19 protein-coding genes and 2 tRNA genes are annotated in these 22930 nt (G+C 70.8%); 13 read left to right on the plus strand and 8 right to left on the minus strand.

Going from position 1 to position 22930, the window contains the following annotated elements:
• Window positions 1-23 precede the first annotated feature (23 nt).
• The 9 genes from Q0863_RS10935 to Q0863_RS10975 all read left to right on the plus strand — a co-directional run bounded on the left by Q0863_RS10935 (window position 24) and on the right by Q0863_RS10975 (window position 7886).
• The gene (locus tag Q0863_RS10935) at window positions 24-617 is read left to right on the plus strand and encodes a DUF3224 domain-containing protein (RefSeq protein WP_298577901.1); all 594 of its coding nucleotides are present in this window, start codon (window positions 24-26) and stop codon (window positions 615-617) included.
• Window positions 618-630: 13 nt separating this feature from the next.
• Complete coding sequence (locus tag Q0863_RS10940) at window positions 631-1014, plus strand: TfoX/Sxy family protein (protein ID WP_298577902.1); 384 nt, start codon at window positions 631-633, stop codon at window positions 1012-1014.
• Window positions 1011-1574 carry an O-acetyl-ADP-ribose deacetylase gene (locus tag Q0863_RS10945; protein WP_298577903.1) on the plus strand — a complete coding sequence of 188 codons (564 nt, stop codon included), beginning with the start codon at window positions 1011-1013 and terminating at the stop codon, window positions 1572-1574. Before Q0863_RS10940 ends, Q0863_RS10945 begins: the two co-directional genes overlap by 4 nt.
• Window positions 1571-2062, plus strand: coding sequence for a recombination regulator RecX (recX, locus tag Q0863_RS10950; protein ID WP_298577904.1), 492 nt, complete (start codon window positions 1571-1573; stop codon window positions 2060-2062). The genes Q0863_RS10945 and recX overlap by 4 nt, the downstream gene beginning before the upstream one ends.
• 115 nt (window positions 2063-2177) lie before the next feature.
• Window positions 2178-4829, plus strand: a complete 2652-nt coding sequence (gene alaS / locus Q0863_RS10955) for an alanine--tRNA ligase (protein WP_298577905.1) — start codon at window positions 2178-2180, stop codon at window positions 4827-4829.
• A 156-nt stretch (window positions 4830-4985) separates the two neighbouring features.
• The gene (csrA, locus tag Q0863_RS10960) at window positions 4986-5192 is read left to right on the plus strand and encodes a carbon storage regulator CsrA (RefSeq protein ID WP_298577906.1); all 207 of its coding nucleotides are present in this window, start codon (window positions 4986-4988) and stop codon (window positions 5190-5192) included.
• 77 nt (window positions 5193-5269) lie between these two features.
• Window positions 5270-5362 (plus strand) — tRNA-Ser (locus Q0863_RS10965).
• Window positions 5363-5422: 60 nt separating this feature from the next.
• Window positions 5423-5499: transfer RNA gene (locus Q0863_RS10970), tRNA-Arg, on the plus strand.
• A 740-nt stretch (window positions 5500-6239) separates the two neighbouring features.
• On the plus strand, window positions 6240-7886 hold the full coding sequence (locus tag Q0863_RS10975; RefSeq protein ID WP_298577907.1) for a hypothetical protein: 1647 nt from the start codon (window positions 6240-6242) through the stop codon (window positions 7884-7886).
• Between the two features lie 37 nt (window positions 7887-7923).
• On the opposite strand, the gene Q0863_RS10980 is transcribed toward Q0863_RS10975, so the two are convergent.
• A complete protein-coding gene (locus tag Q0863_RS10980; RefSeq protein ID WP_298577908.1) occupies window positions 7924-8625 on the minus strand; it encodes a class I SAM-dependent methyltransferase in 702 nt (233 codons plus the stop codon).
• 556 nt (window positions 8626-9181) lie between these two features.
• Here Q0863_RS10980 and Q0863_RS10985 point away from each other — a divergent pair.
• Window positions 9182-10294, plus strand: a complete 1113-nt coding sequence (locus Q0863_RS10985; RefSeq protein WP_298577909.1) for a glycosyltransferase family 4 protein — start codon at window positions 9182-9184, stop codon at window positions 10292-10294.
• A gap of 13 nt (window positions 10295-10307) precedes the next feature.
• Here the strand turns inward: Q0863_RS10985 and Q0863_RS10990 are convergent, their stop codons facing one another.
• Complete coding sequence (locus tag Q0863_RS10990; protein ID WP_298577910.1) at window positions 10308-11567, minus strand: pyridoxal-dependent decarboxylase, exosortase A system-associated; 1260 nt, start codon at window positions 11565-11567, stop codon at window positions 10308-10310.
• A 266-nt stretch (window positions 11568-11833) separates the two neighbouring features.
• Between Q0863_RS10990 and Q0863_RS10995 the strand changes: the two genes are divergently transcribed.
• A complete protein-coding gene (locus tag Q0863_RS10995) occupies window positions 11834-13447 on the plus strand; it encodes a hypothetical protein (protein WP_298577911.1) in 1614 nt (537 codons plus the stop codon).
• A complete protein-coding gene (locus tag Q0863_RS11000) occupies window positions 13444-15258 on the plus strand; it encodes a VCBS repeat-containing protein (RefSeq protein WP_298577913.1) in 1815 nt (604 codons plus the stop codon). The genes Q0863_RS10995 and Q0863_RS11000 overlap by 4 nt, the downstream gene beginning before the upstream one ends.
• A gap of 106 nt (window positions 15259-15364) precedes the next feature.
• On the opposite strand, the gene Q0863_RS11005 is transcribed toward Q0863_RS11000, so the two are convergent.
• Window positions 15365-16510: a hypothetical protein gene (locus Q0863_RS11005; RefSeq protein ID WP_298577914.1), complete on the minus strand. Its 1146-nt coding sequence runs from the start codon at window positions 16508-16510 to the stop codon at window positions 15365-15367.
• 351 nt (window positions 16511-16861) lie between these two features.
• Between Q0863_RS11005 and Q0863_RS11010 the strand changes: the two genes are divergently transcribed.
• Window positions 16862-17986 carry a glycosyltransferase family 2 protein gene (locus Q0863_RS11010; RefSeq protein ID WP_298577916.1) on the plus strand — a complete coding sequence of 375 codons (1125 nt, stop codon included), beginning with the start codon at window positions 16862-16864 and terminating at the stop codon, window positions 17984-17986.
• 33 nt (window positions 17987-18019) lie between these two features.
• Here Q0863_RS11010 and Q0863_RS11015 read toward each other — a convergent pair whose 3' ends face one another.
• The 5 genes from Q0863_RS11015 to Q0863_RS11035 are packed head-to-tail and all read right to left on the minus strand — an operon-like array spanning window position 18020 to window position 22930.
• Complete coding sequence (locus Q0863_RS11015; RefSeq protein ID WP_298577917.1) at window positions 18020-19021, minus strand: glycosyltransferase; 1002 nt, start codon at window positions 19019-19021, stop codon at window positions 18020-18022.
• A gap of 28 nt (window positions 19022-19049) precedes the next feature.
• Complete coding sequence (locus Q0863_RS11020) at window positions 19050-19829, minus strand: polysaccharide deacetylase family protein (protein WP_298577918.1); 780 nt, start codon at window positions 19827-19829, stop codon at window positions 19050-19052.
• Window positions 19830-19881: 52 nt separating this feature from the next.
• The gene (locus tag Q0863_RS11025) at window positions 19882-21096 is read right to left on the minus strand and encodes a hypothetical protein (protein WP_298577920.1); all 1215 of its coding nucleotides are present in this window, start codon (window positions 21094-21096) and stop codon (window positions 19882-19884) included.
• Window positions 21093-22292, minus strand: a complete 1200-nt coding sequence (locus tag Q0863_RS11030) for a glycosyltransferase (RefSeq protein WP_298577921.1) — start codon at window positions 22290-22292, stop codon at window positions 21093-21095. The genes Q0863_RS11025 and Q0863_RS11030 overlap by 4 nt, the downstream gene beginning before the upstream one ends.
• Window positions 22289-22930, minus strand: coding sequence for a polysaccharide deacetylase family protein (locus Q0863_RS11035; RefSeq protein ID WP_298577922.1), 642 nt, complete (start codon window positions 22928-22930; stop codon window positions 22289-22291). Before Q0863_RS11035 ends, Q0863_RS11030 begins: the two co-directional genes overlap by 4 nt.

The following is a 22930-nucleotide window of genomic DNA, read 5'->3' on the forward strand; positions in this document are numbered from 1 at the left end:
GGGAGGGGGCCATCGCCCGCCGGATGGACACGCCGCAGCACGCCAAGGACCAGCCGATGTCGATCGGACCATCGCCGAATGAACGCTGTGGCTGGCAGGCGGACGCCGGCCGGGTGCGGCCGCGAACCGCCGGCGCCGGATGGCGGCGGCGCAGTTGGATCGCGATCGCGCTGTGGATGCTGGCAGTCGCGCCCGCATGGGCGCTGGAGACGATGATGACGGGGCAGGCCCAGGGCGGGTTCACGGTCGCGATGCGGCCGCTCGAGCTGGAGGGCGCGGACAACGCCAGGCGCGGCCGCATGGTGATCGACAAGCGGATCACCGGCGACCTGGTCGCCACCACGCGGGGCCAGATGCTGACCGCCATGACCGGCGTGGAGGGTTCGGCCGTCTACGTGGCTGTCGAAGAAGTCACCGGGACGCTCGCTGGCCGCAGCGGCTCGTTCATGCTGCACCACCGCGGGGTGATGGCGCGGGGCGCGCAGGAGTTGTCGGTGCTGGTGGTTCCGGATTCGGGCGCCGGCGAACTGACGGGCATCGCGGGCGAGTTCCGGATCCGCGTCGTCGGCGGCAGGCACCATTACACCTTCTCCTACTCGCTGCCGGGCGGGGAGTAGGGCGGCCGACGCGATGGCGACCGACCAGGATTTCATCGCCTACGTGCACGAGCAGGCGGGGCTGGGTGCGCGTCTGGAACACAGGCGCATGTTCGGCGAGTACGCGCTCTATCTGGACGGCAAGGTGGTCGCGTTCGCCTGCGACAACAGCCTGCTGCTCAAGCCCACCGACGCGGGTCGGCAGGTGCTGCCTGCGCTGAGCATGGGCAGGCCGTACCCGGAGGCGAAGGAGTACTACGTCCTCGACGAGTTCCTCGACGATCCGGACCTGCTGCGGCTGGCCCTGTTCGTAACCGCAGGAGCACTGCCTGCGCCTCGGCCCAGGCCCGCGAAACGGGCCGCAACGGGGCAGGCCACGCGCTCTCCGCCGCCTGGGGGCAAGGGGCGGCGTCGATGAAACTGGACGTGGTCCAGGCGGACATCACCACGCTGGCGGTGGACGCCATCGTCAATGCTGCGAACGCTTCGCTGCGGGGCGGCGGTGGGGTCGACGGCGCGATCCATCGCGCGGCCGGGCCCGGCCTGCTGGCCGAATGCCGGACGCTCGGCGGCTGCGTCACCGGCGAGGCGAAGGCGACGGCCGGATACCGGCTGCCGGCACGACATGTGATCCATGTCGCCGGCCCGGTGTGGCAGGGCGGGGGCGCCGGCGAGGCGGAGCTGCTGGCGGCCTGCTATCGCAACGCGCTGCGCGTGGCGCGGGCGCTGGACCTGCGCAGCATTGCCTTCCCGGCCATCAGTACCGGCATCTACGGCTACCCGCTGGAGGCGGCCACCGCGATCGCGGTCGACAGCGTGCTGGCGTGGGGGCCGGAAGCGGTCTCGACGCTCCTGTTCTGCTGCTTTTCCGCGGCCGACGCCGAGGTGTACCGATCGATACTGGCGCAGCGCGGCTGGCGCGCGCCAGCGTCTGGGTTGCCGGATCCTCGCCGGACGCCGCAGGAGCGCGATCGATGAACGACCGGTCCCCGCCGCGACGCAAGCCGCGTCCCCAGCCCACGGCCACCCAGCGCGCCCTGGGCCTGCTGACCCGGCGGGAGCACTCGCGCAAGGAACTCAAGCGCAAGCTGGCCGCGCGCGGCGTCGAGCCGGACGAGGCCGCCGCGGCGATCGGCCGCCTCGCCGAGGCCGGCTGGCAGGACGACACGCGTTTCGCCGAATCCCTGGTCCGCAGCCGCGCAGGCGCCGGCTATGGCCCGCTGCATATCCGCGCCGAGCTGGGCATGCACGGCCTGGAACGGGACGCCATCGTGGCGGCGATGGAGACGTTCGAGGGCGACTGGACCGAGGTGGCGCGGGACCTGGTGCGCCGCCGCTTCGGCGAGGCAGGGCCGGTCGACCTCGCCCAGCGCCGCAAGGCGGCCGAACTGCTCATGCGCCGCGGCTTCGACGGCGAGCGCATCCGCGCGGCCACCCGTTTCGATCCCGACGACGCCGACACCTGAACCGGCCCGTTTGTTATTCTGCGTGCTTCCCCGGGTTGTCCGCCCTGGCCATCGATCCCGTCCGCAGGGGTCGCGTTGGGCCGGTCCGGACGCGCCCGCCTGCAGCCCGCCAGCCATGAACACGCCCAGCCCCTATACCACCGCGCGCATCCGCAGCGATTTCCTTGAATTCTTCCGCGGCAAGGGCCACGAGATCGTGCCCTCGGCACCGCTGGTGCCTGCCAACGACCCGACCCTGCTGTTCACCAACTCGGGCATGGTCCAGTTCAAGGACGTGTTCCTGGGCGCCGAGAAGCGCGCCAATCCGCGCGCGGCCGACGTCCAGCGCTGCCTGCGCGCGGGCGGCAAGCACAACGACCTCGACTCGGTCGGCTACACCGCGCGCCACCACACCTTCTTCGAGATGCTGGGCAACTGGTCGTTCGGCGACTACTTCAAGAAGGAGGCCATCGCCTGGGCCTGGGAACTGCTGACCGGGGTGTGGCAGCTGCCGGCCGAGCGCCTGCTGGTCACCGTCTACCACAATGACGACGAGGCCTACGCGTTGTGGCACGAGATGATCGGCGTGCCCGCCGAGCGCATCGTGCGCATCGGCGACAACAAGGGCGCGCCCTACGCCTCCGACAATTTCTGGCAGATGGCCGATACCGGCCCCTGCGGCCCCTGCACCGAGATCTTCTACGACCACGGCCCCGGCCACTTCGGCGGCCCGCCCGGCTCCCCGGACGAGGACGGCGACCGCTACATCGAGATCTGGAACCTGGTGTTCATGCAGTTCGACAAGCAGCCCGACGGCACGCTGGTCCCGCTGCCGGCGCCTTGCGTGGACACGGGCATGGGCCTGGAGCGGCTGGCCGCGGTGCTCCAGCACGTGCACAGCAACTACGAGATCGACCTGTTCCAGGCGCTGATCCGCCACGCCGCCGAGCTCACCGGCACCGCCGACCTGGAGAACAAGTCGCTGCGCGTGATCGCCGACCACATCCGCGCCTGCAGCTTCCTGATCGTCGACGGCGTGCTGCCCTCGAACGAGGGCCGCGGCTACGTGTTGCGCCGGATCATCCGCCGCGCCCTGCGCCATGGCTGGATGCTGGGCACGCGCGGGCCGTTCTTCCATCGCCTGGTGGGCACCCTCGCCACGCTGATGGGCGAGGCCTATCCGGAACTCGCGGCCAAGCGCGAACTGGTGGAGAAGGCGCTGCTGGCCGAGGAGGAGCGTTTTGCCGAAACGCTCGATGCCGGCATGAAGATCTTCGACGAGGTCGCGGCGAAGTCGGGCGACTCCATTCCCGGCGCCGACGCCTTCCGCCTCTACGACACCTACGGCTTCCCGCTCGACCTGACCCAGGACATCGCGCGCGAGCGCGGCCTGTCGGTGGATACGGCCGGTTTCGACGCGGCGATGGAGAAGCAGCGCGAGACCGCGCGCGCCGCCGGCAAGTTCGGCGGCGGCGTGCAGCTGCCCGCCGACCTGGTCGCGCAGCTGAAGCCGACCCGCTTCCTGGGCTATGACGCGCTGCAGGCCGAGGGCCTCGAGGTCGTGGCGCTGCTGAAGGACGGTCGCCCGGTCGAATCCATCGCTGCCGGCGACGAGGCCATCGTGATCCTCGACGCCACTGCGTTCTACGGCGAGTCCGGCGGCCAGGTGGGCGACACCGGCGAACTGCACGGCCTGGACACGCGCTTTGCCGTCACCGACACCCAGAAGCTGGCGGGTCAGTTCTTCGGCCACTTCGGCAGGCTGGAGGCCGGGATCCTGCGCCGCGGCGACACGCTCGCCGGCACGGTGGACGCCGACCGCCGCGGCAGCATCGTGCTCAACCACAGTGCGACGCACCTGCTGCATGGCGCGCTGCGTGGCCTGCTGGGCACGCACGTCGCGCAGAAGGGCTCGCTGGTCGCGCCCGACCGCCTGCGCTTTGACTTCTCGCACTTCCAGCCGGTGCACGGCGACGAACTCGCCGAGATCGAGCGCCGGGTCAATGTCGAGGTCCGCGCCAACCACCCGGTCGCCATCGACGAGATGGGCATGCAGGAGGCCATGGACGCAGGCGCCATCGCCCTGTTCGGCGAGAAGTACGGCGACCGCGTGCGGGTGGTGCGGATGGGCGAGTCGGTCGAGCTGTGCGGCGGCACCCACGTCGGCCGTACCGGCGAGATCGGCCTGTTCAAGCTGGTCTCCGAGGGCGGCGTCTCGGCGGGCGTGCGCCGTATCGAGGCCCTCACCGGGCAGGCCGCGCTGGACCATGTGCTGGGCGAGGAACGCCGGCTGCGCGAGGCGGCCGGCTTGCTGGGCGGCACCACCGCCGAGGTCGCGGACAAGCTGCGCGGCCTGCTCGAGCGGCAGAAGCGGCTGGAGCGCGAAGTCGAGACGCACAAGGCCAAGGCGGCCAGCGGCGCGACTGCGGACCTGGGCGCGCAGGCCGTCGACGTGGCCGGCATCAAGGTGCTCGCCGCGCGCGTGGAAGGCCTGGATGCCAAGGCACTGCGCGACGCGCTGGACCGGCTGCGCCAGCAGCTGGGCGATGCGGCGATCGTGCTGGCCGGTGCCAGCGAGGGCAGGGCGGCGCTCGTGGCCGGCGTGTCCGGTGCCGCCGCCGGCCGGATCAAGGCGGGGGAACTCGTGGCCTTCGTCGCTGGTCGTACCGGCGGCAAGGGTGGCGGGCGGCCCGACATGGCGCAGGGCGGCGGCGCGGACGGTCCGGAGCTGGTCGCGGTGCTGGCCGAAGTCCCGGCCTGGGCGGCAGCCAAGCTGAGTCCGGGCTGACACTGAGTATTTGCTCCATGACCTCTGTCGGTTGACCGGACGTCCCGTCCCCGACATGCTTCCCGTTTGTTTCAGTTTGAAACGTATGTTGGCATCAGGCGCGCGCGCCGCGGCCGGCGTTTCGGCACAGGCCCCCGGCCTATGGAGATTTCCAAGATGTTGATTCTGACCCGCCGCGTCGGCGAGACCCTGATGATCGGCGATTCGGTCACCGTCACGGTTCTCGGGGTAAAGGGCAACCAGGTGCGTATCGGCATTACCGCGCCGAAGGACGTTGCCGTCCATCGCGAAGAGATCTACCAGCGCATCCGTCGCGGGGACGAGCCCGAATCCGCGCGTGAGGCCGAAACCGACGGCAATTGATTTGCCGCGGCGGCCACGACTCCGGTATCCTTCGCGGCCTGTCGTGCGCGGCCCCGTTGTCGCCACGCGATCTACCCGGAGACTTGCCCGAGAGGCCGAAGGGGCTCCCCTGCTAAGGGAGTATGGGGTCAAAAGCTCCATCGAGGGTTCGAATCCCTCAGTCTCCGCCAGTTACATCGGAACGATTGACGGACGTCCAACGTCGCTTCATAATTCCGCTTCTGCGCAACGCGCCCGTAGCTCAGCTGGATAGAGCACCAGGCTACGAACTTGGGGGTCGGAGGTTCGAATCCTTCCGGGCGCGCCAAAACAACCGGCCACTGGCCGGTTTTTTTGTGCCCGGCGGATTTGCCGGCCCGCCGCGGACGGCGGGCGTTCGCGCCTGCGCGAAGCGATGCTTCGCGAGGGTCGTTGCGCAAGCCGCCGCGCGTAATCGATCGGCCGGTGTCGGCATGGTGGATCTGCCGCCACACGCGCCAGCGCGCGTCGCGTGGAGCAAAGTAGCCGCGCATATCAGGCAGGGCGCTCGCACGGGCGCGGATCCTGGGCAAAACGGCAGAGTCCCCGCGAACGCTGCAATCGAAGGTTTCCACGTGGACCGACGGGATGCACGCCTGCGCATCGTACGGGTCGCCCCTGCGGTCGGGATGGGCAGGCCGCTCCGGGCAACGGGCCGGCATCGTGGTCGGCCCACGGCGCGGAAGGCAGCTCACCGTGACCGATGCCTGCATGCCTTGCCAGGTCTGCGGCTACCGGACAGCCGTCCAAGGGGGCGTGTAATTCGTGCACACAGACCCGGTCGCGCCGGTTGACAGACCGGGCCGCCGCGGTGGGACGCGGCGGCTGCGGGTGTTCTGCGCATCGGGGCGACCGCCGTCACGGCAGGACTTCGACGCGCGTCCGGCCGGGGGCCACATGCCTGCCGCAGGGGCGGGCGTTCACGCCACGGCCGGAGCTCGGGCGACGTGCGGGTTTAAGATGCGCCCACTTGCCGGCCATGGACCGGTGGCAGGACAGGGGGATCATCGACCGACCGGAGTTGCCCGAATGCCTCATGCCCTGATCCGTACCGCGCTCGCCTGCGCCTGCCTGGCCCTGCCTTCCCTCGCCCTGGCGGCGACCTACACCGTCGGCCCGTCGGGCCGGCAGTACACCCAGCTCTCGGCGCTGGTCGACAGCGTCGACCTGGAACCCGGCGATGTCGTCCTGGTCGACGGCGGCGCCACCTATAGCGGCAACATCGTCGTGCGCAGCGGCGATCGTGGCGCGGCCGGCAATCCGGTGACGTTCCGCTGGAACCGTTCGGTCGGGTCGACCCGGCCGGTGCTGAGCGGCGGCTCGCACACCGTCAAGTTCCAGCAGTCCAACCACGTCGTGTTCGAGGGGTTCGACGTGCGCGGCGGCACTTCGTCGTGCGTGTTCAGCGAGGCGCACGACGTCACCGTGCGCGACAGCATCATCCGCGACTGTCCCTCGCACGGCATCCTCGGTGCCGACAACAATTCCGGCTCGTTCACGCTCGAATACAGCGAGGTGTACAACGCCGGCTCGGGCACGCACCGGCATCCGATCTACATGCAGTCCGACCAGGTGGCGTACCCGGGTTCGGTGTTCCTGATGCGCTACAACTACGTGCACGACGGCAACGGCGGCAGCCTGCTCAAGAACCGCCACGAGCGTGCGCTGATCTACTACAACTGGTTCGAGAACTCGGCCTACCAGGAACTCGAGCTGATCGGCCCGGACTGCGAGACCCAGCAGTCGGGCTGGACCCCGAACCTGCGGCGCGAGGATGTCGACCTGGTCGGCAACGTCATCGTCCACACCTCCTCCTGGCGCAACGCGATCCGCACCGGCGGCGACCTCAACGGGCGCAGCCAGGGCCGCCTGCGCATGGTCAACAACACCATCGTGTTCAACCGTTCGGGCATCGCCAACGCGGTGCTGGTGCAGCTGGGCCAGGAATCGGTGGAGATGCACAACAACGTGGTCCACCAGACCGGGTCGGGGGCGGCACCGAACATCCTGCGCGTGCACGAAGCGTCGGAAGTCGAGACGCCCTATTGCGCGCCGACCAGCCGCGAACCCTGGAGCAGCGGGCGCAAGGTGGCCGGAAGCAACAACTGGGTGCAGTCCTCGGCGGCGCTGGTGCCGGCCGAATTGACCGGCACCCTGCGCGGCACCGATCCGGGGCTGTCGAACATCGGCCAGCTCCAGCTGCGTCCGACGGCGAACAGCCCGCTGGTATCGGCCGGCAATCCGCAGCCGCCGACGCCGTCGGCGTTCCCGTTCCCGTCGCCGCTGCTGTTGCCGCAGTTCGATCCGCCGCAGCGGGCGAAGCTGGCGATCGGCGCGCAGGTCGCACGCGTGCCGGGCGCACGCATCGACATCGGCGCGATGGAAGCCGCGGGTGGCGGCGGAGCCCGCCTGCGTCGCAACGGTTCGCAGCCGCTGGCGCCGCTGCGCACCTCAGGCGCGCGCGCGCCGGCCGCCAGCGCGTCGCAGGCCCGAGCGGCCGCGGCGCACGACGCGCCGGCAGCAGGCGCCGTCGCCCCGCCGGCGTCATCGGCCGGGCAGGTGCTGCGTGCACAATCGACCGACGTCCGGATCACGCCTCCGGTCGTCGCGCTCTGGCGACGCTGGCTGCACTGGCTGGCCAGCGACCCGTTCGGCCGGCAGACCGTCCGGCACTGATCCGGCATGTGGCGTCGGTGACGAGGCCGGTACTGCTTCAGTCGTCGCGCCGCGCCAGGAACAGCGGATAGGGCGCAAGATCGACCAGTCCGAGCGCGTCACCGGCGACTTCGAAGACGCCGTTGACCAGGTCGGCGACGTTGCGCCGGGCTTCGAACGGCGGATCGTAGAACGCCTCCCGGCGCAGGATCGTGAAACCGTGCCGGCCCAGCAGCGCTGCAGCATCGGCGGCATCGTGGTGGCGGATGCCGGGTGCGGGATTGCGGTCGCGCTCGCGCTGTCCGCTCAGCCGCATCCACACGCGCGGCAGGAACTGCGAGGTCTTGGTGGCGATGACCAGATGGCCGCCGGGGCGCAGCACGCGGCGCAGTTCGGCGACGTAGGCTTCGTCGTCGGGCACGAACGGCAGGACCACGATCGACAGCACGATGTCGAAACTGGCGTCGGCGAAATCCACGCCATCCGGCCGGCACCGGTCGAACGGAATGGGCGCGTACTGCTGGCGCGCAAATTCGACGCGACGCTGTTCCACGTCCACCGCATGGATGTCCGGATGCGTGCGGGAGGCCGCCCAGGCGATGTCGCCCCAGCCGAAGCCGTAGTCGAGCACGCGTCCCAGCGGCAGCTCATGCAGCAGCGACAGCACCGCCTGGTGGCGCCGGCGCTGGTGGGGATCCTGCGGCGCGTCCCGGTAGAAGTGCCGGGGAATGTCGCTGCTCACGCGGGAAGGTTCGATCACTGCATCCATCGGGGCTCGATTCGTTTGGTTCCGCGCGGCTGCGCCGGTTTGGGCTGGCGGCGTCGGGCAGGGCTGGCGTCAGCAGCTTGATACGGCAGGAGCGCCCGGATTCGGCCAGCGGGCCCGTGCGCGTGGCGGCTCCCGGCGCCGCGACCGCAGCGCAGCGTGCATGCCGTCGCGTGGGTGGCACGCTGGCGTTCCGCGTCCATGCCGGTGGCCGATCGTGGGCCGATCCGCCGTTTCAGGTTCTGTCCGCCACGCCGGCCCGCATCCGCCGCAGGCCGACGACGTCCCTCCTCTGGATCCGTCCGAATGAGCGTCGCTGCTGCAGCTTCTCCCGGTCCGCTCGTGGACCCGACCAGGTCGATCGTCGATGGACTGGACAGGACGTGATACCGGCACGGCAGTCTCCAAGGCCGGACCGGGGGTTCCGCGGCCCGACGACGGTCGCGCGCCCGCCGGCATCGACCGGAGAACCGTGGCCGCTCGCGCGGGCGGGCGCGGCGGTGCTGCGCCGCATGCCGCCCGAGTCCCGCGAACCCGTGTGGGCGCGGGCATGAAGGTCCTGCACCTGACCCTGTCCTACAGCCACGGCGGCCGTCGCGAAGCGATCGCCGCACTGGCCTCCGGCTTGCGCGAACTCGGTGTCGACAGCCATCTGGGCTGCCTGGACGCGTTCGGTTCGGACGCCCCCGACCGCGCCCTGTTCGACGAAACCTTCAACCTCGACCGTCGCGGCCTGTTCGACGGCGCGGCGCTGAAGCGCCTGCGCGATCACTGCCGCGAACACGCGATCGACGTGGTGCACGCGCACGATGCCGCGAGCGAGGCGATGGCCGCGCTGGCGATGCCGGGCAGGGGGCCTGCGCTGCTGATGAGCTTCCACCGCACGCGCGCGCTGGAAACGGCGCGGTTCCGCGACCGGCTGCGCAATGCGCTGGTCGGCCTGCGGGTCGGGGCGGTGGTGACCGCGTCGCAGGAGCGGCTGCGGCACTACATCGACAACAACTACATGAGCGCGGCGAAGATCTCCTGCATTCCGCTGGGCATCGACCTGGACCGGTTCCGGCCCGACCCGGCGATCCGTGCCGGCGTGCGCCGCCACATCGGCGCGACCGAGGACACCCTGGTCGTCGGCACGGTCGGCCACTTCGGACCGGAGAAGGGCGTCGACCTCGCCATCGGCGCGTTCCAGGACTTCGCGCGCCGCCAGCCGGCGCGCGATGCGCGGCTGCTGGTGCTGGGCCGGGGCGACGCCGCGCAGGAAGCGAGGATGCGCGCATTGGCCAACGGCAGTCTCGGCGACCGCATCCACTTCTGCGGCTTCCAGCCCGACCCGGAACACTGGTTTCCCGGCTTCGACGTCCTGCTGCACGGCGCCCGCGACGAAGCCTTCGGCCTGGTGCTGGCCGAAGCGCAGGCCTGCGGGGTGCCCGTCGTGGCCGCGCGGGTCGGCGGCATTCCCGAGGTGGTGCTGGACCGGCAGACCGGGCGCCTGGCGCCGGTGGCCGAGCGCGATGCGCTGGCCGACGCGCTGCAGCAGCTGAGCGCCAGCGCCGCGTATCGCAGCGACCTCGCGCGGCAGGCGGTCGAACACGCGCGCCACCAGTTCAGCCGGCGGCGCTATGCGGGCGCGTACCTAGAGATCTACCGCCGCCTGCTGCACTAGGCGGCGAGGGGCGTCAGACGAGGGCTTCGGCCACGTCCGGGTGTCCGAGGAACTGGCGCGGGCTGGCCGAACGTCCGTAGGCGCCGGACTGGAACACCACGACCAGGTCGCCAGGCTCCGCGTGGCCGAGTTCGACGTCGTCGCCGAGCAGGTCCAGCGGCGTGCACAGCGGTCCGACGACGGTGGCCTTCTCCGGTTCGCGTGCGGCGCCGTTGACCGCGATCGGATAGTTGCGGCGCATCACCTGCCCGAAGTTGCCCGAGGCCGAAAGGTGCTGGTGCATGCCGCCGTCGGCGACCAGGAACACCTTGCCGCGCGAGATCTTGCGGTCGAGCACGCGGCACACGTAGAGGCCGGCCTCGCCGACGAGGTAGCGGCCCAGTTCCACCACCAGCCGCGACTGCGGCCCGAAGTCCGCGGCCGCGCGCGCGGCGAGCCGGTGCAGGGAGTCGGCGACGGGCGCGAGCTCGAGCGGCTTGTCGCGCTCGCTGTAGGGAATGCCGAAGCCGCCGCCGAGGTTGAGCCAGCGCAGCGGAGCGGGGAATGCGTCCAGCCAGGTCCTGGCCAGCTCGTAGCTGCGCTGCTGCGCCTCGACGATCGCCTCGGCGCGCAGGTTCTGCGAGCCGGCGAAACAATGGAAACCCTCGAACGCCAGCCCGGCCTCGGCGATCCGCCGCAGCAGCGCCGGCACCTGGTCGTCGTCCACGCCGAACTGCTTGGCGCCGCCGCTCATCTTCATGCCCGAGGCCTTGAGCTCGAACGGCAGGTTGACCCGCACCGCCACGCGCGCCGGCGTGCCGTTGCGTTCGGAGGCGCGCGCGAGGAGGTCGATCTCGCGGAATGATTCGAGGTTGACCAGGATCCCGGCGGCCTGCGCACGCTGCAGCTCCGCCTCCTGCTTGCCCGGGCCGGCGAAGCTCACGTGCTCGCGGTCCATGCCTGCGTCCAGCGCGACGCGCAGTTCGCCGGCCGAGGCCACGTCGAAGCCGTCGACATGGGCGCGCATGAAGCCCGCCAGCGCCGGCATCGGGTTGGCCTTGATCGCGTAGTGCAGCAGCACGTCGCGCGGGAACAGCGCGCGCAGGCTACGTGCGCGGGCCTCCAGCTGGCCGCGGTCGTACAGGTAGCAGGGCGTCCCGCCGACCTCGTCGACCACCTGCGACAGCGGCCGGCCGGACACCAGCAGCTCGCCGTCCGCGGCCCTGGGCCAGCGCTCGGCCGGACCTGCGTCACTTTTTGCCGGAATTGGCGCCTGCGGACCCAGATTTGCCATGTCTTCAACAAGCCATTGATTTGCAATAGGATACGCCGATTCCGGAGTGGCCAGATCGGCGCCGGCGCACGCCACCCTGTCGGCTCGCTGACGCCAGGATGTGACGCGCAGCCCAGTGCTGTCAGCCGCCACAGGGGGCCGGGAACGCAACCCTATACTCCTGCCGCCAAAAACGGGCCTCGCCCGTGGCTGGACGACAGGGCGCCCCAACACGCCCTCCGGAGACGCGCCCCATGCCTGCGATCGCTGCTGTCCGCCGCTGCTGCATGCCCTTGCTGCATGTGCTGGCGCTGTGCGCGCTGCCCGCGCTTGCCGGCTGTTCCGAGCGCGCGCCCGCCGCGACGCTGGGCGGCCAGGCAACGCCTGCGAGCGCTGCGCGAGCCGCCCCGCCCACGACGATCACCCTGACGCCCAACGGCGAGGTCGGCGATCGCGAACTGGTGAACCTGGGCATCCCCTTTCCCGAGGGCGCGCTGACCGATGCCGCGCGCGTGCGCATCCTCGACGCCGCGGGCGCCGAAGTGCCGGCCTACGTCCGGCCGAGCCTGCGCTGGCACTGGAAGGACGACAGCATCCGCGCGGTCAAGGTACAGTTCGTCGCCGATCCACGCGCGGCCTACCGCTTCGACATCACGCAGCCGCGCACGCGCTCGATCGACGAAGTGCCCTACGACGAGGGCACGCGCCCGGGCAAGATGGACGCGCCCGTGCCGCGCGTGCTCGCGACGCTCGATGCGGCGTGGCTGGTGGCGTCGGGCATCGCCGGTCCGCAGCTGGTGCACGACCGCGCACGCGCCTACGACCGCTACATCGACGGCCAATGGGCCTGGGCGGAGGATGCGCCGTATTCGGGCGTGCATGCCTTCCTGTTCGACCGGGCGTCGGTGATCGGACTGCAGTACGTGCGCAGCGGCCGTCCGGACCGGTTTGCCGAGTTCTACAACTCGGCCACCTTCTATCTGTCCAGGATCAAGCGCGAGGGCAGCGGCGGCGGCTGGCCGGACTGCACCGGCGGCTGGGAGTTCGACGGCGTCAACGCCTGCGATCCCAAGTACAGCTACGTCACCCCGCACCTGATGCTGGTGGCGCTGGCCGGGGACGACACTCGGCTGGACACGGCGACTGTCGCGCAGATGGCGGACAACCAGTTCAAGGGCGGCTGGAGCACGCCGATGGGACCCTACGCGGGCGGGGCGCAGGCGTGGACCGAACGTCAAGTGGGCCTGGCGCTGGAACACCTGGTGTCGTCTTACGAGCTGACCGGCTCGCCGCAGACCCGTCGCCAGATCGAGGACATGATCGGGTGGCTGCACGACCACCAGCAGGCTCCGCCCGGCGGCGACGCGGTCACCGGCGCCTGGACCCATTCGTGGCAGGCGCACGAAGGCGGCGACTACGACCCGGCCACCGACGTGCGCGGCGCCTCGCCGTGGATGAGCGCCAACCTGGTCGGCGGGCTGTGGCGCGCCTGGCTGGTCACTGGCGACGAGCGTATCCCGGTGATGCTGCGCGACTTCGGCCGCTACCTCGAGCAGCACGGATTCGTCCCCGACGACATCGCCGGCAACTGGCGCTCGACCTGCAACGCCGGCGGCACGATCGGCTGGTATTTCTCCTCGGGACTCGCGCCGCGCGAGCAGGTCGTGCGGATCCAGGACAGCGAAGGCTGGGGCTCGGATGCGCACAACCCCGAGTTGCTGATGGTGGTCGCCGCGGCGCGCCACTTCGAGACCGATCCGGCATGGCGCGAGAAGTTCTCTCGGCGCGCCGACAGGCTCGCCCAATACCTCAATCGCGAATGCGCTGCGGTCTCGCACACCCCACGCGCCTTCAATTGGCAGAACCGGAACCCGGAGTTGACATGGTTGCTCGCGCAATGACCCGCCCCCGCGCCCTGGCGCTGGCCCTGCTGTGCACCTTCGCGGGCGCCTGCCTTGCCGACCAGGGCGAAGCGCCCGTCGCACGTGCACTCGCCTCGGGCGCTGCGAAGGCGGCCGGCCCGCTGAGCTTCGTCAACGAAGCCGCGCAGCGCGTCGACACGATTCCGGATTCGCAGTACCGCTTCGATGCGCTGTTCGTGGACTTCAACAGCGACGGCTGCCCGGACGCCTTCGTCGTCTCGCACAGCGACTGGGGCGCGACCTCGCGCCTGTGGAACAACCGCTGCGACGGCAGCGGCACCTTCCAGCACGTGCCCAGCAGCCAGACCAGCCATTACATCGCAGGCAGTCCGCTGATCTCGGGCTGGGTCACGCGCCTGGACTTCAACGGCGACGGCAAGCAGGACTTCTGGGGCCGCCACGGCAACGCGATGGGCGCGCGCTACCGCAACGGCTCCAGCAACGGCGCGCACATCCCGCGCTTCGCCGCCAAGGAGAACGGCTGCGAAGGCTACTGCGCCTTCGGCGACATCACCGGCAGCGGCAATCTCGAGGTGGTGACCGACACCCGCCAGGTCCTGAGCATGTCGGGACAGCAGCTGCGGCCGGCATCCGGCGGCGCCGCGCAGCAGGTCGTCGGCGACGTGACCGGCGACGGCTGGCCGGACATCGTCCAGCCCGCACGCGGCGGCTACTGGCGCAACGACCGCGGCACGCTGGCCTGGGTGGCGGTGCCGGCGTTCGCCGGCGGCAGCTTCATGCAGATGCTGCTGGCCGACTTCGACAACGATGGCGACCTGGACCTGTTCTACCTGGACGGCAGCCAGTTCAGCGCCAGCGATCGAGGGTTGCTCTACCGCAACAACGGCTCGGGCGGGTTCACGGACGTGTCGTCGTCCTCCGGACTGTCCAGCATCGCCGTCAGCGACTACGGCAACATCGTCGCCGCCGACTTCGACAACGACGGCTGGCAGGACCTGATGGCCGCCGGCGTCGGCGATTCGGTGCGGATCTACCGCAACAACGGCAACATGACCTTCACCGCGTCCACCTCGACCAGTTTCGGCCAGGCTTCGGGTGACGGGCCCAATGGCTGGGAATCGGGCAAGCCGCGCGCGGACGTGGCCGATTTCGACAACGACGGCCGGCTGGATATCGTCAAGACCCAGTTCCAGAGCAACCTGGGCCTGTGGCGCAACACCACCAACACCGACGGCAACCGCTGGATGAAGGTGCGCGTGCGCGGTACCGCCGGCAACAGCGACGGCGTCGGCGCCAGCGTGCGCTGGTACCGGCCGGGCACTAGCCAGCTGATCGCGCACATGCCGGTGCTGGCGGGCGAGCAGCATCCGCAGACGCACCTGCACACCGGGCTGGCCAGCCATGCGACCGTCGACCTGGAGGTGCGCTTCCCCAACGGCGGGCCGACGCACCGCTTCGCGAACGTCGCCAGCAACCAGGAGCTCATCGTCTACCGCAACGGCTGCAAGCTCGACAACTGGCGTCCCGGCAACGGCTGGCCGCTCGCCGCACCGTCGAACTGCTCCTTTGCCAGCGCGCCGATCCGCCGCACCGGCGGCGCGCCCTTGATTGCTTCGGGCAATCGCCCCGCCGCCTCGACGCCGACCGCGGCGCCTGCGCTGCCGCGCCAGCACGCCGCGCCGGCGATCGCGCCAGTGGCGGTCGGTGCCGATGATGCTGTGGCCACGTCCTCGCAGACCACGCGGCAGCTACGCATCACGCCGGCGGCGCTGCTGCTGTGGCGGCGCTTCCAGGGCTGGCTGCGGGTGGCGCTGGCTGAACTCCAGTAGGCGACCGCAACGGGACGATGGCCGTCGCGAGGGCGGCGACGTGTCGAAGCGCCGGGACGTGCCGAGGTCCGGGCGCAACCACCGCCCGCGAGCGCAACCGGCGGAATCAGGGGGCCGTCCTGCGCCCGAGCCTGCGCAGGATGCCGCCGAACCACAGTTCATCGGCCTGCTTGATCAGCTGCCTGCTGCGATAGCGTCGCAGCCGTCGTTCCAGCTCGCGTGAGGCGGCCTCGTTGCCCATGACGCGCGCCAGCCGCAGGTTGTCTTCCCAGTCCAGGTAGTGGGTGGGACTGTCGATGGGGGCCTTGTCCAGCTCGGCGTAATCGGTGAGCGGCTCGAAGTTGCGGCTGCGCAGGCCGGCCAGGGTCAGGGCCATGCGGAAGCGCAGGCACTTCTCGCACTCGCCGCAGTTCAGGCCGCGGTCCTGCCAGCACACGCGGATGCGCTGCAGCAGGAAGTCGTCCGCGGCGACTTCGAGCAGCTTCTCGTGCCGGCGCGACTCGCAGCCGACGTGCTCGATGCGCACCCGGTCCGACGAGCACAGCGGATCGGTCAGCGGGTGCGAACCCTGCGGCGCGAGATCGTCGTAGGCGGCGCTGGAACTGATCGAGATCACCGGCAGGCCCAGCGCGTTGGCCAGGCTGCCCAGGCCGCAGCCTTGCGCCACGCCCCAGCCGATGCCGTCGCGCGACAGCTTGCGGATGAAGAAGCGCACGTTGCTTTCGATCGCCAGCAGCGACTTGCCGCAGGCTTCGGCGATCTCGATGTTGCCTTCCAGGCACTGCCGGTAGAGCGCGTCGTCGTCGAGCTGCATGTCGATACCGCGGACGTAGACCAGCGTGTCGATCGAGGCGCCGTACTTCTGCAGGCTGTGGCAGGCATCGAGTCCGCCCGAGAAGAACAGCCCGCGTCCGCGTTCGTCGGCCGGCGCTTCGTCCGGCCGGATCCGGACGTCGATGGCGATCTTGCGGAAGGCGGGATACCAGACCGTGTAGACGTCCTGCAGCCGGTCCAGGTTGGCCAGGAACCGCGCCGAGGCGGTGAGGGTCGCGGGAATCACGATGTCGCGCGCCTGCTCCATCGCGGGCAGCAGCATGGCGCACAGGAACGGTTCCGCGCCGAAGGCGAGCCCGTGTCCGGCGTCGGTGCGGAAGTACAGTTCGTGGCCGTCCACGCGGCCCGACAGCGTGGTGCGCGACGCGTCCCGCACGAGGACGGGATCCTGCAGCTCCAGCGGCCCGGTGGCGGTCATGCGTGGCTGCTTCCTCGCGGGCGGTCGCCGGAGTATTGCATGGCGCGATGGTGCACGACCGGCGCAAGCATGCGTGGCGCGCGCCACCCCACGATGGCCGGATCGGCCGCGTGCCCGCGTTTCCAGTACCGGGGCAGGGAAGGGACGCTCGCCTGGTTGTCGCGCGCGCTGCCGGCCCGATCGGTCCCGTGGGACTACACCGCAAAGCCGCCGCGTCCGCCGTGCCTCTTCGGCTTCGGCATCGGCGAGATTCTTGCGGGGATCGCGCGGCCGGGCTGAGCCGGGCATGTCGACCGCCGGCAGCGGCGGCCTGTGTTCATTGTTCAGCGCGGCGCTGCCGCGTGGAGGTCCATGGTCGCCATCGTCGTGTTCTGGTTCGCCGCCGGGCTGCTCGCCTACACCTATGCCGCCTATCCGCTGCTGGTGATCGCCCGCGCCCGGTTGCGCCCGCGTCCGGTGCGCCGCGGCGAGCGCCTGCCCACCGTGACTGCGGTGATGACCGTGTACAACGGCGCCGCCGACCTGGCGGCCAAGCTCGACAACCTCGCGGTGCTGGACTACCCGCAGGATCTGCTGGACATCGTGGTGGCCTGCGACGGCAGCAGCGACGCTTCGGCCGCCGTGGCGCGCGCCCACCGGGGGCGGCCGGTCACGGTGCTCGAATACGACCGGCGCCGCGGCAAGGCCGCCTGCCTCAACGACGCGGTGGCGGCGGCCCGCGGCGAAGTGCTGCTGATGCTCGACGTTCGCCAGCGCGTGGAACCCGATGCGCTGCGGCGGCTGGTGGCTTGCCTGGACGACCCGGCGGTCGGCGTTGCCGCCGGCGAGCTGCGTTTCGAGGATCCCGACACCGGCTTTGCCGCGAGCGTCGATGCGTACTGGCGCTACGAGAAGGCGATCCGCCTGGCCGAGAGCGCCAGCGGTTCGGCGATCGGGGTCAGCGGCGCGCTGTATGCGGTGCGTCGCGCGCTGTTCCCGGTCCTGCCCGAGGGCACGGTGCTGGACGATGTGTTCGTGCCGATGCAGGTGCTGCGTGGCGGCCATCGCGTGGTGCTGGAGGAGGGCGCGGTGGCCTGGGACCGTCCGTCGCGCAGCAGCGCGCAGGAGCGTGTCCGCAAGCTGCGCACGCTGGCGGGCAATTTCCAGCTGGTGTCGCTGGCGCCATGGCTGCTGGTTCCCGGCGCCAACCCGGCCTGGCTGCGCTTCGTCAGCCACAAGCTGCTGCGCCTGCTCTCGCCCTGGCTGCTGCTGCTGCTGGCCGGCGCGAGCATCGCGCTGGCCGGGCGGCACGGGTTCTACCTGCTCGCCGTCGCGGGTCTGGGGGCCTTCGTGGCGCTGGTGCTGCTGGCGGGCGTGGCGCCGCCGCTGGCGCGGCTGCTGCCGGTGCGTATCGCCGCCGCGTTCGCGCACATGAACCTGTTCGCCGCGCAGGCGCTGTTCACCTGGATCGGCAACCGCCGCCTGCACCTGTGGTGAGGCGCTGGCGCCGGCCCGCGCCGGCGCCAGCGCTCAGCGCAGGTCGTGGCTGCGCTGCGGGGGCACGCCGCCGGCCAGCAGCGGGCGGGAGGCGCCCTCGGGATCCGGCAGCGGGTCCCAGTCGCGGCAGAACAGCTTGCGGGCGACCTGGGTGGCGCGGTTGGCGATGCCGATCGGCGCGCCGAACCAGCGTGCGGCCAGGAACGCCTTGCGCCGCACGACCCAGTTGTACATTGCCTGCTCGGAATAGAAGTTGTAGCCCCAGCGCCGCTCGAACAGGCGCGACGAGGGCGCGGTTAGCTTGCGTCCCCAGCGGTAGAAGAAGAAGCGCATGTCCGACAGCGCCATGCGCGTGCCGAGGTTGTCGAAGTGGATCACCGACCGCGGCTCGACCACCATCGTGCGGCCCATCGCCGCCACCTGCAGCGAGATGTCCAGGTGTTCGCGGATCACCATCGACGGCAGTTCGATGCGCCTGAACACGTCGCCGTCGAACAGCACGCAGTGCAGTTCGAAGGTGCCCGTCTCGCTCCTGCGCTGCGGGATATCCGCGATTTCGGCGCGGCGGAAGTGCTTGCGTTCGAAAATGTAGGAGGTGTCGCCCACGTCCACCACGCGCAGTTCACCGGTGTAGAGGTGATTGCGCAGCGGCGCGCCGCGATCGACGCCTTCGCGCTCCAGGATCAGCGGCGAGACCACGGCGTGGCCGTCGCCCAGCGCGCCGAGCAGCGGCGCCAGCCAGCCTTCGGTGACGCGCGAGTCATTGTCCAGCAGCACCACGGCCGGGGTGTCGACCAGCGGCTGGACTTCGCGCAGCGCGTCCATCGGAGTGCGCAGGCCGAGGTCGAAGAAGCGCACTTCCGGCCTTCCCTGCAGCCGCTCGCCCACCGGCGCGATCACCGATGCGGGATAGTCGAGGTCCATGATCCACAGCCGGAACGGCTGCGGCGTGTGGCGGTAGACCGCTTCCACGCATTCGTCCAGGCCGGAGTAGCGGTCGCGGGGCGTGATGATGATGGTGACAACGGGGTCCATCGGGGTGGGTCCTGTCTGCAGTCGTGGCTCAGCTGCCGCCGAAGCTGCGCCGCCTGAGCCACCGGTATGCCGGGCCGGCCCAGCGCTTGGCCGGCTTCTTGAGGTTCCACAGCAGCCATTGCCGCTGTCGCGCGACGCCGGTGCCCTGTGCAAATGCCACCGCCGCGTCCGGACCCATGCCGCGTTGCAGCGCATAACGTCCGATCAGCAGGGCCTGCCCGCGGCGGAGCACCGCGGTGGTGGGTTCCGACGTGAACAGGTAACGGATACCGCTGGCGAAGGCGGACGTGGCGACCGCTTCGGAATAGAAGCCGCCCGGGATCGAGGCGACATCCACGGGCGCGCCGAGCACGTCGGCCAGGCGTTCGACGCTGTCGCGCCATTCGGCCGCCAGCGCATCGGCGGGCAAGCGCGAGATGTCGGCCGGATGGGTCTGCGAATGGCTGCCGATGACGTGGCCGGCCGCATGCAGCGCGCGCAGTTCGGCCTCGCTGCAGAACCCGGGCGTGCCGATCCGCGCGCCAGTGACCAGGAAGTGGCCGCGCATGCCGAGGGCATCGAGGATGCGCGCGGCCGGCACGGCGCTGGCGCCGCCGTCATCGAAGGTCAGCAGGCAGGATCCGGGCGCGAAGGCGTCGGCGGCATCCACGCGCGGGAAGCGCAGCCCGCTCGCGGCCAGGCGCGCCAGCTGGCCCTCGTATTCGCTCCACGGCAGCTTGTACGAGGCCGCCGAAGGACCGGGGAAGCCGCTGGCGTCGTCGGCGCCGTGCGCCACCACGTCGTGGTACATCAGGCTGGCGACGTTCACGGCGGCGGCGCTCCGACCGCGGCCCGCAGGCGCACGCCTTCGCTGCACCGGATCATGGCGCGGGCGTCGCCGCAGCGGCGGCGCGGTTGGGCGGTGGCGGGAGGATGAAGTCGCGCCAGTCGTTCGGGTCGCCGCCGTGGCCGGCCTCGGCCGCCTTGACGATGTTGAAGACCTCGCGCGAATTCACGTAGTGCAGCACGTAGCGCTCGCCGTCGTTGTAGCGCTGCTCGAGGTGGCTGAACATCGCGTCCACCGCCGGCCCGAGCACCACGTCGGCTTCCTTCTCGGGCGCGCCGTGGGTGTGGATCTTGATGAAGATCCATTCCGGGCGGCCCTCGACGTGGATGCCGGTCTCGACCCAGCCATCGACGCGGCCGGGCGTGGGCGGGTAATTGGCGCGGATGTCGGCGTTCTCGACCCGCGGCACGAAGCCGTGGCGGCGGTCGCGCCAGTTCAGGCCGACCGGGCCCTGCACCAGCAGCAGGTCGCCGCTTGGCGTGCCGCCGGCCCGCACCGGCACGCCGCGGTCGTGCGACTTGGGGCGCAGCGGGTCATCGGTGGCGTAGTAGATCGAATTGATCGTGCTGGTCTGGGTGTCGCTGGGCGCCGAGGGCATGGTGAAGTCGGCGTAGCAGCCCAGTTCGCGCAGCAGGATCAGTTCGTTGTCCAGGCCGCACCAGCGCCCGTCCGGACGCGAATTGTCCAGGCACCAGTTGCCGTGGATGAAGCCGAACATGACCTCGCCGGTGTCCGGATGCCGGGGCAGGGCGCCGTGGCGCTCGTGCAGCAGCTGCTTGAAGCGGGTGATCGATTCGCGGAAGTTGGCTTCGGTGTCGTTGTCGTGGTGCAGGTGCACCTCGAGCTCGCCGTAGCCGTCGCGGCACAGCGCTTCGAGCTTGGCCAGGTGCTCCTCGAGGTATTCCTCCTCGGGGTAGAAGAAACCGTGCTGCGGCTTGCGTCCGTCGGCGTCGCGGTGGCGGTCGGCGAGCGCGCGATAGTCGCGGCACCAGCGGTCCACGCGCGCGCGCTGCGTCTCGAGGTCGGGGCGGCCGTGCATCGGTTCGTAGTGGTCGACGAAGCAGAACATGACGTGGGTCGGCCCGGCATGGGCCGCACGCGGGCTGCGACGCAGCCAGGCGGGCAGCCAGATCTGCATGTTGCGCGCGCGGATGAAGCGGGCCACGACCAGCGCCGGTACGGCGAGGATGGCGAGGGCGACGAGGGCGACCGCCGCGACGCTCCAGGCGAGCGTGTCCGCGCCGATCATCGCGCCGCTCCCGGCACCAGCGACAGCAGCTCGCTGGCGTTGTTGCGCCAGCGCCGTTCGCGCTCGATGTAGGCGCGGGCGGCGGCGCCCACGCGCTGGCGTTCGTCGGTGCGGTCGCACAGCGCGATCACGCGGTCGACGCAGGCGCCCACGTCCTTGCGCGGGAACAGCCAGCCGGTGGTGCCGGTCTCGATCACCTCGGCCACCGGATCGTAGTCCGGCGCGACCACCGCCACGCCCATCGCCATCAGTTCGAACAGCTTCATCGGCGAGCCGTACTCATTGGAATCGGGAAGGAACGCGTAGTCCATGCACGCGACCCATTCGGGGATCTGGTGGTGCGGCACGCGGCCGGGCAGGCGGATGCGGTCGCCGAGGCCGCGCGCTTCCACTTCGCGGCGTACGGCCGGGAGGTCGGCGCCGTCGCCGATCACCAGCAGGGTCAGCTCGGGCGCCTCCTGCAGGCGGTCGATGATCGCCTCGACGAAGCCGGGCACGCCGTGCCAGCGCGCGAACACGCCCATGTGGCCGCAAACCACGCGGCCTTCCAGGCCATGGCGGCGGCGCAGGGCGTCGCGGTCGTGCAGGCCGGGATCGAAACGCGCGTCGACCGCGTTGGGCGACACCACCGACGGCGGAAGCTGCCCGTAATGCGCGGAAAGCAGGTCCTTGAAGTAGGTGGAGATGAACACGATCCCGGTCGCCCGGGTCATGCACCAGCCCTCGATGCGCCGCGCCAGCGACTTCAGCCATAGCGGGCGCAGGCGCTGCACCACGGCCGAATCGTTGATCTCCAGGATGATCGGGATGCCTTCGCGGCGCGCAATCCAGATCGTCATGAACAGGAACAGCGAGTAGCGCTCGTAGATGAAGTCGGGGCGGTTAAGCCGGATCTCGGCGCGGATGCGCCACCAGGTGACCAGGTTGTAGCCGAGCTCGGCAAACTCGAACAGCACGCCCGGCAGACGGCTGACGAGCGTTGCCAGGCGGCCCTTCCCGTCTGCCGGAGGCGGGGCCTTGGTCGCGGCCGTGGTCGTGCCGGCGTGTCCGGTCCCCGGTTCGACCTCGGGGTCGGCGCCGGGAAACGACAGCACGCGCACTTCGCAACCGAGCTCGCGCAGCGCGTTGGCCACGCCGCGGATGTGCACGCCTTCGACGCGGCGGCCCTGGGTGCGGTGGTGGTAGAGGGCCTTCATCCACGGCCTCGCGGCATGGCGCGCAGTTCGAGGCCGTTGGCGCGCCACTGCGGCAGCAGCGTCCCGAGCAGGTCCACGGTGGTCGCATTGTCGTCGTGCATCAGCACGGTGTCGCCCGGACGTGGCGGGTTGGCGTGGATGTGCGCCAGCAGGGTCGGCGCCGGCAGCGGTTCGTAGTCGTGGCTGTCATAGGACCAGAGCGCGACGGTGCGGCCGGTGCGGGCGAAGTGCAGCAGCAGGTTTGCCGGCAGCGCACCGCAGGGCGGACGGAACGGATGCGTGCCGCGGCCGCTGTAGGGCGACAGCGCTGCATCGGTGCGCGCGATCTCCTCGATCTGCGCCGGCAGCGGCAGGTTCCCCATCAGCGGATGGCTCCAGGAATGGTTGCCCAGGGCATGGCCCTCGGCCACGATCCGGCGCACGAGTTCGGGGTGTCCGTCGATCCGGTTGCCGATCAGGAAGAAGGTGGCGGTCGCGCCGTGCGCCTTGAGCAGGTCGAGCACGGCCGGGGTGAATTCCGGATGCGGGCCGTCGTCGAACGTCAGGTGCAGGGTCTTGCGGGAGCTGCGCGCACGCGTGGTCACCACGCGCGCGGGCAGGAGGCCGAGCAGGCGCGTCTTGCGGGATCGAGGTTGCAC

It is taken from the genome of uncultured Luteimonas sp., from assembly GCF_947492465.1.
Taxonomy (GTDB): Bacteria; Pseudomonadota; Gammaproteobacteria; order Xanthomonadales; family Xanthomonadaceae; genus Luteimonas.

Bases quoted from the DNA above. Each gene is read 5' to 3' on its own strand.
- recX (WP_298577904.1), top strand. From the start codon at position 1,571: ATGAACGACCGGTCCCCGCCGCGACGCAAGCCGCGTCCCCAGCCCACG.
- Q0863_RS11010 (WP_298577916.1), top strand. From the start codon at position 16,862: ATGGTCGCCATCGTCGTGTTCTGGTTCGCCGCCGGGCTGCTCGCCTAC.
- Q0863_RS10995 (WP_298577911.1), top strand. From the start codon at position 11,834: ATGCCCTTGCTGCATGTGCTGGCGCTGTGCGCGCTGCCCGCGCTTGCC.
- Q0863_RS11015 (WP_298577917.1), bottom strand. From the start codon at position 19,021: ATGGACCCCGTTGTCACCATCATCATCACGCCCCGCGACCGCTACTCC.
- Q0863_RS10975 (WP_298577907.1), top strand. From the start codon at position 6,240: ATGCCTCATGCCCTGATCCGTACCGCGCTCGCCTGCGCCTGCCTGGCC.
- Q0863_RS11000 (WP_298577913.1), top strand. From the start codon at position 13,444: ATGACCCGCCCCCGCGCCCTGGCGCTGGCCCTGCTGTGCACCTTCGCG.
- Q0863_RS10935 (WP_298577901.1), top strand. From the start codon at position 24: ATGGACACGCCGCAGCACGCCAAGGACCAGCCGATGTCGATCGGACCA.
- csrA (WP_298577906.1), top strand. From the start codon at position 4,986: ATGTTGATTCTGACCCGCCGCGTCGGCGAGACCCTGATGATCGGCGAT.
- Q0863_RS10985 (WP_298577909.1), top strand. From the start codon at position 9,182: ATGAAGGTCCTGCACCTGACCCTGTCCTACAGCCACGGCGGCCGTCGC.
- alaS (WP_298577905.1), top strand. From the start codon at position 2,178: ATGAACACGCCCAGCCCCTATACCACCGCGCGCATCCGCAGCGATTTC.
- Q0863_RS11030 (WP_298577921.1), bottom strand. From the start codon at position 22,292: ATGAAGGCCCTCTACCACCACCGCACCCAGGGCCGCCGCGTCGAAGGC.
- Q0863_RS10945 (WP_298577903.1), top strand. From the start codon at position 1,011: ATGAAACTGGACGTGGTCCAGGCGGACATCACCACGCTGGCGGTGGAC.
- Q0863_RS11005 (WP_298577914.1), bottom strand. From the start codon at position 16,510: ATGACCGCCACCGGGCCGCTGGAGCTGCAGGATCCCGTCCTCGTGCGG.
- Q0863_RS11025 (WP_298577920.1), bottom strand. From the start codon at position 21,096: ATGATCGGCGCGGACACGCTCGCCTGGAGCGTCGCGGCGGTCGCCCTC.
- Q0863_RS10990 (WP_298577910.1), bottom strand. From the start codon at position 11,567: ATGGCAAATCTGGGTCCGCAGGCGCCAATTCCGGCAAAAAGTGACGCA.
- Q0863_RS10940 (WP_298577902.1), top strand. From the start codon at position 631: ATGGCGACCGACCAGGATTTCATCGCCTACGTGCACGAGCAGGCGGGG.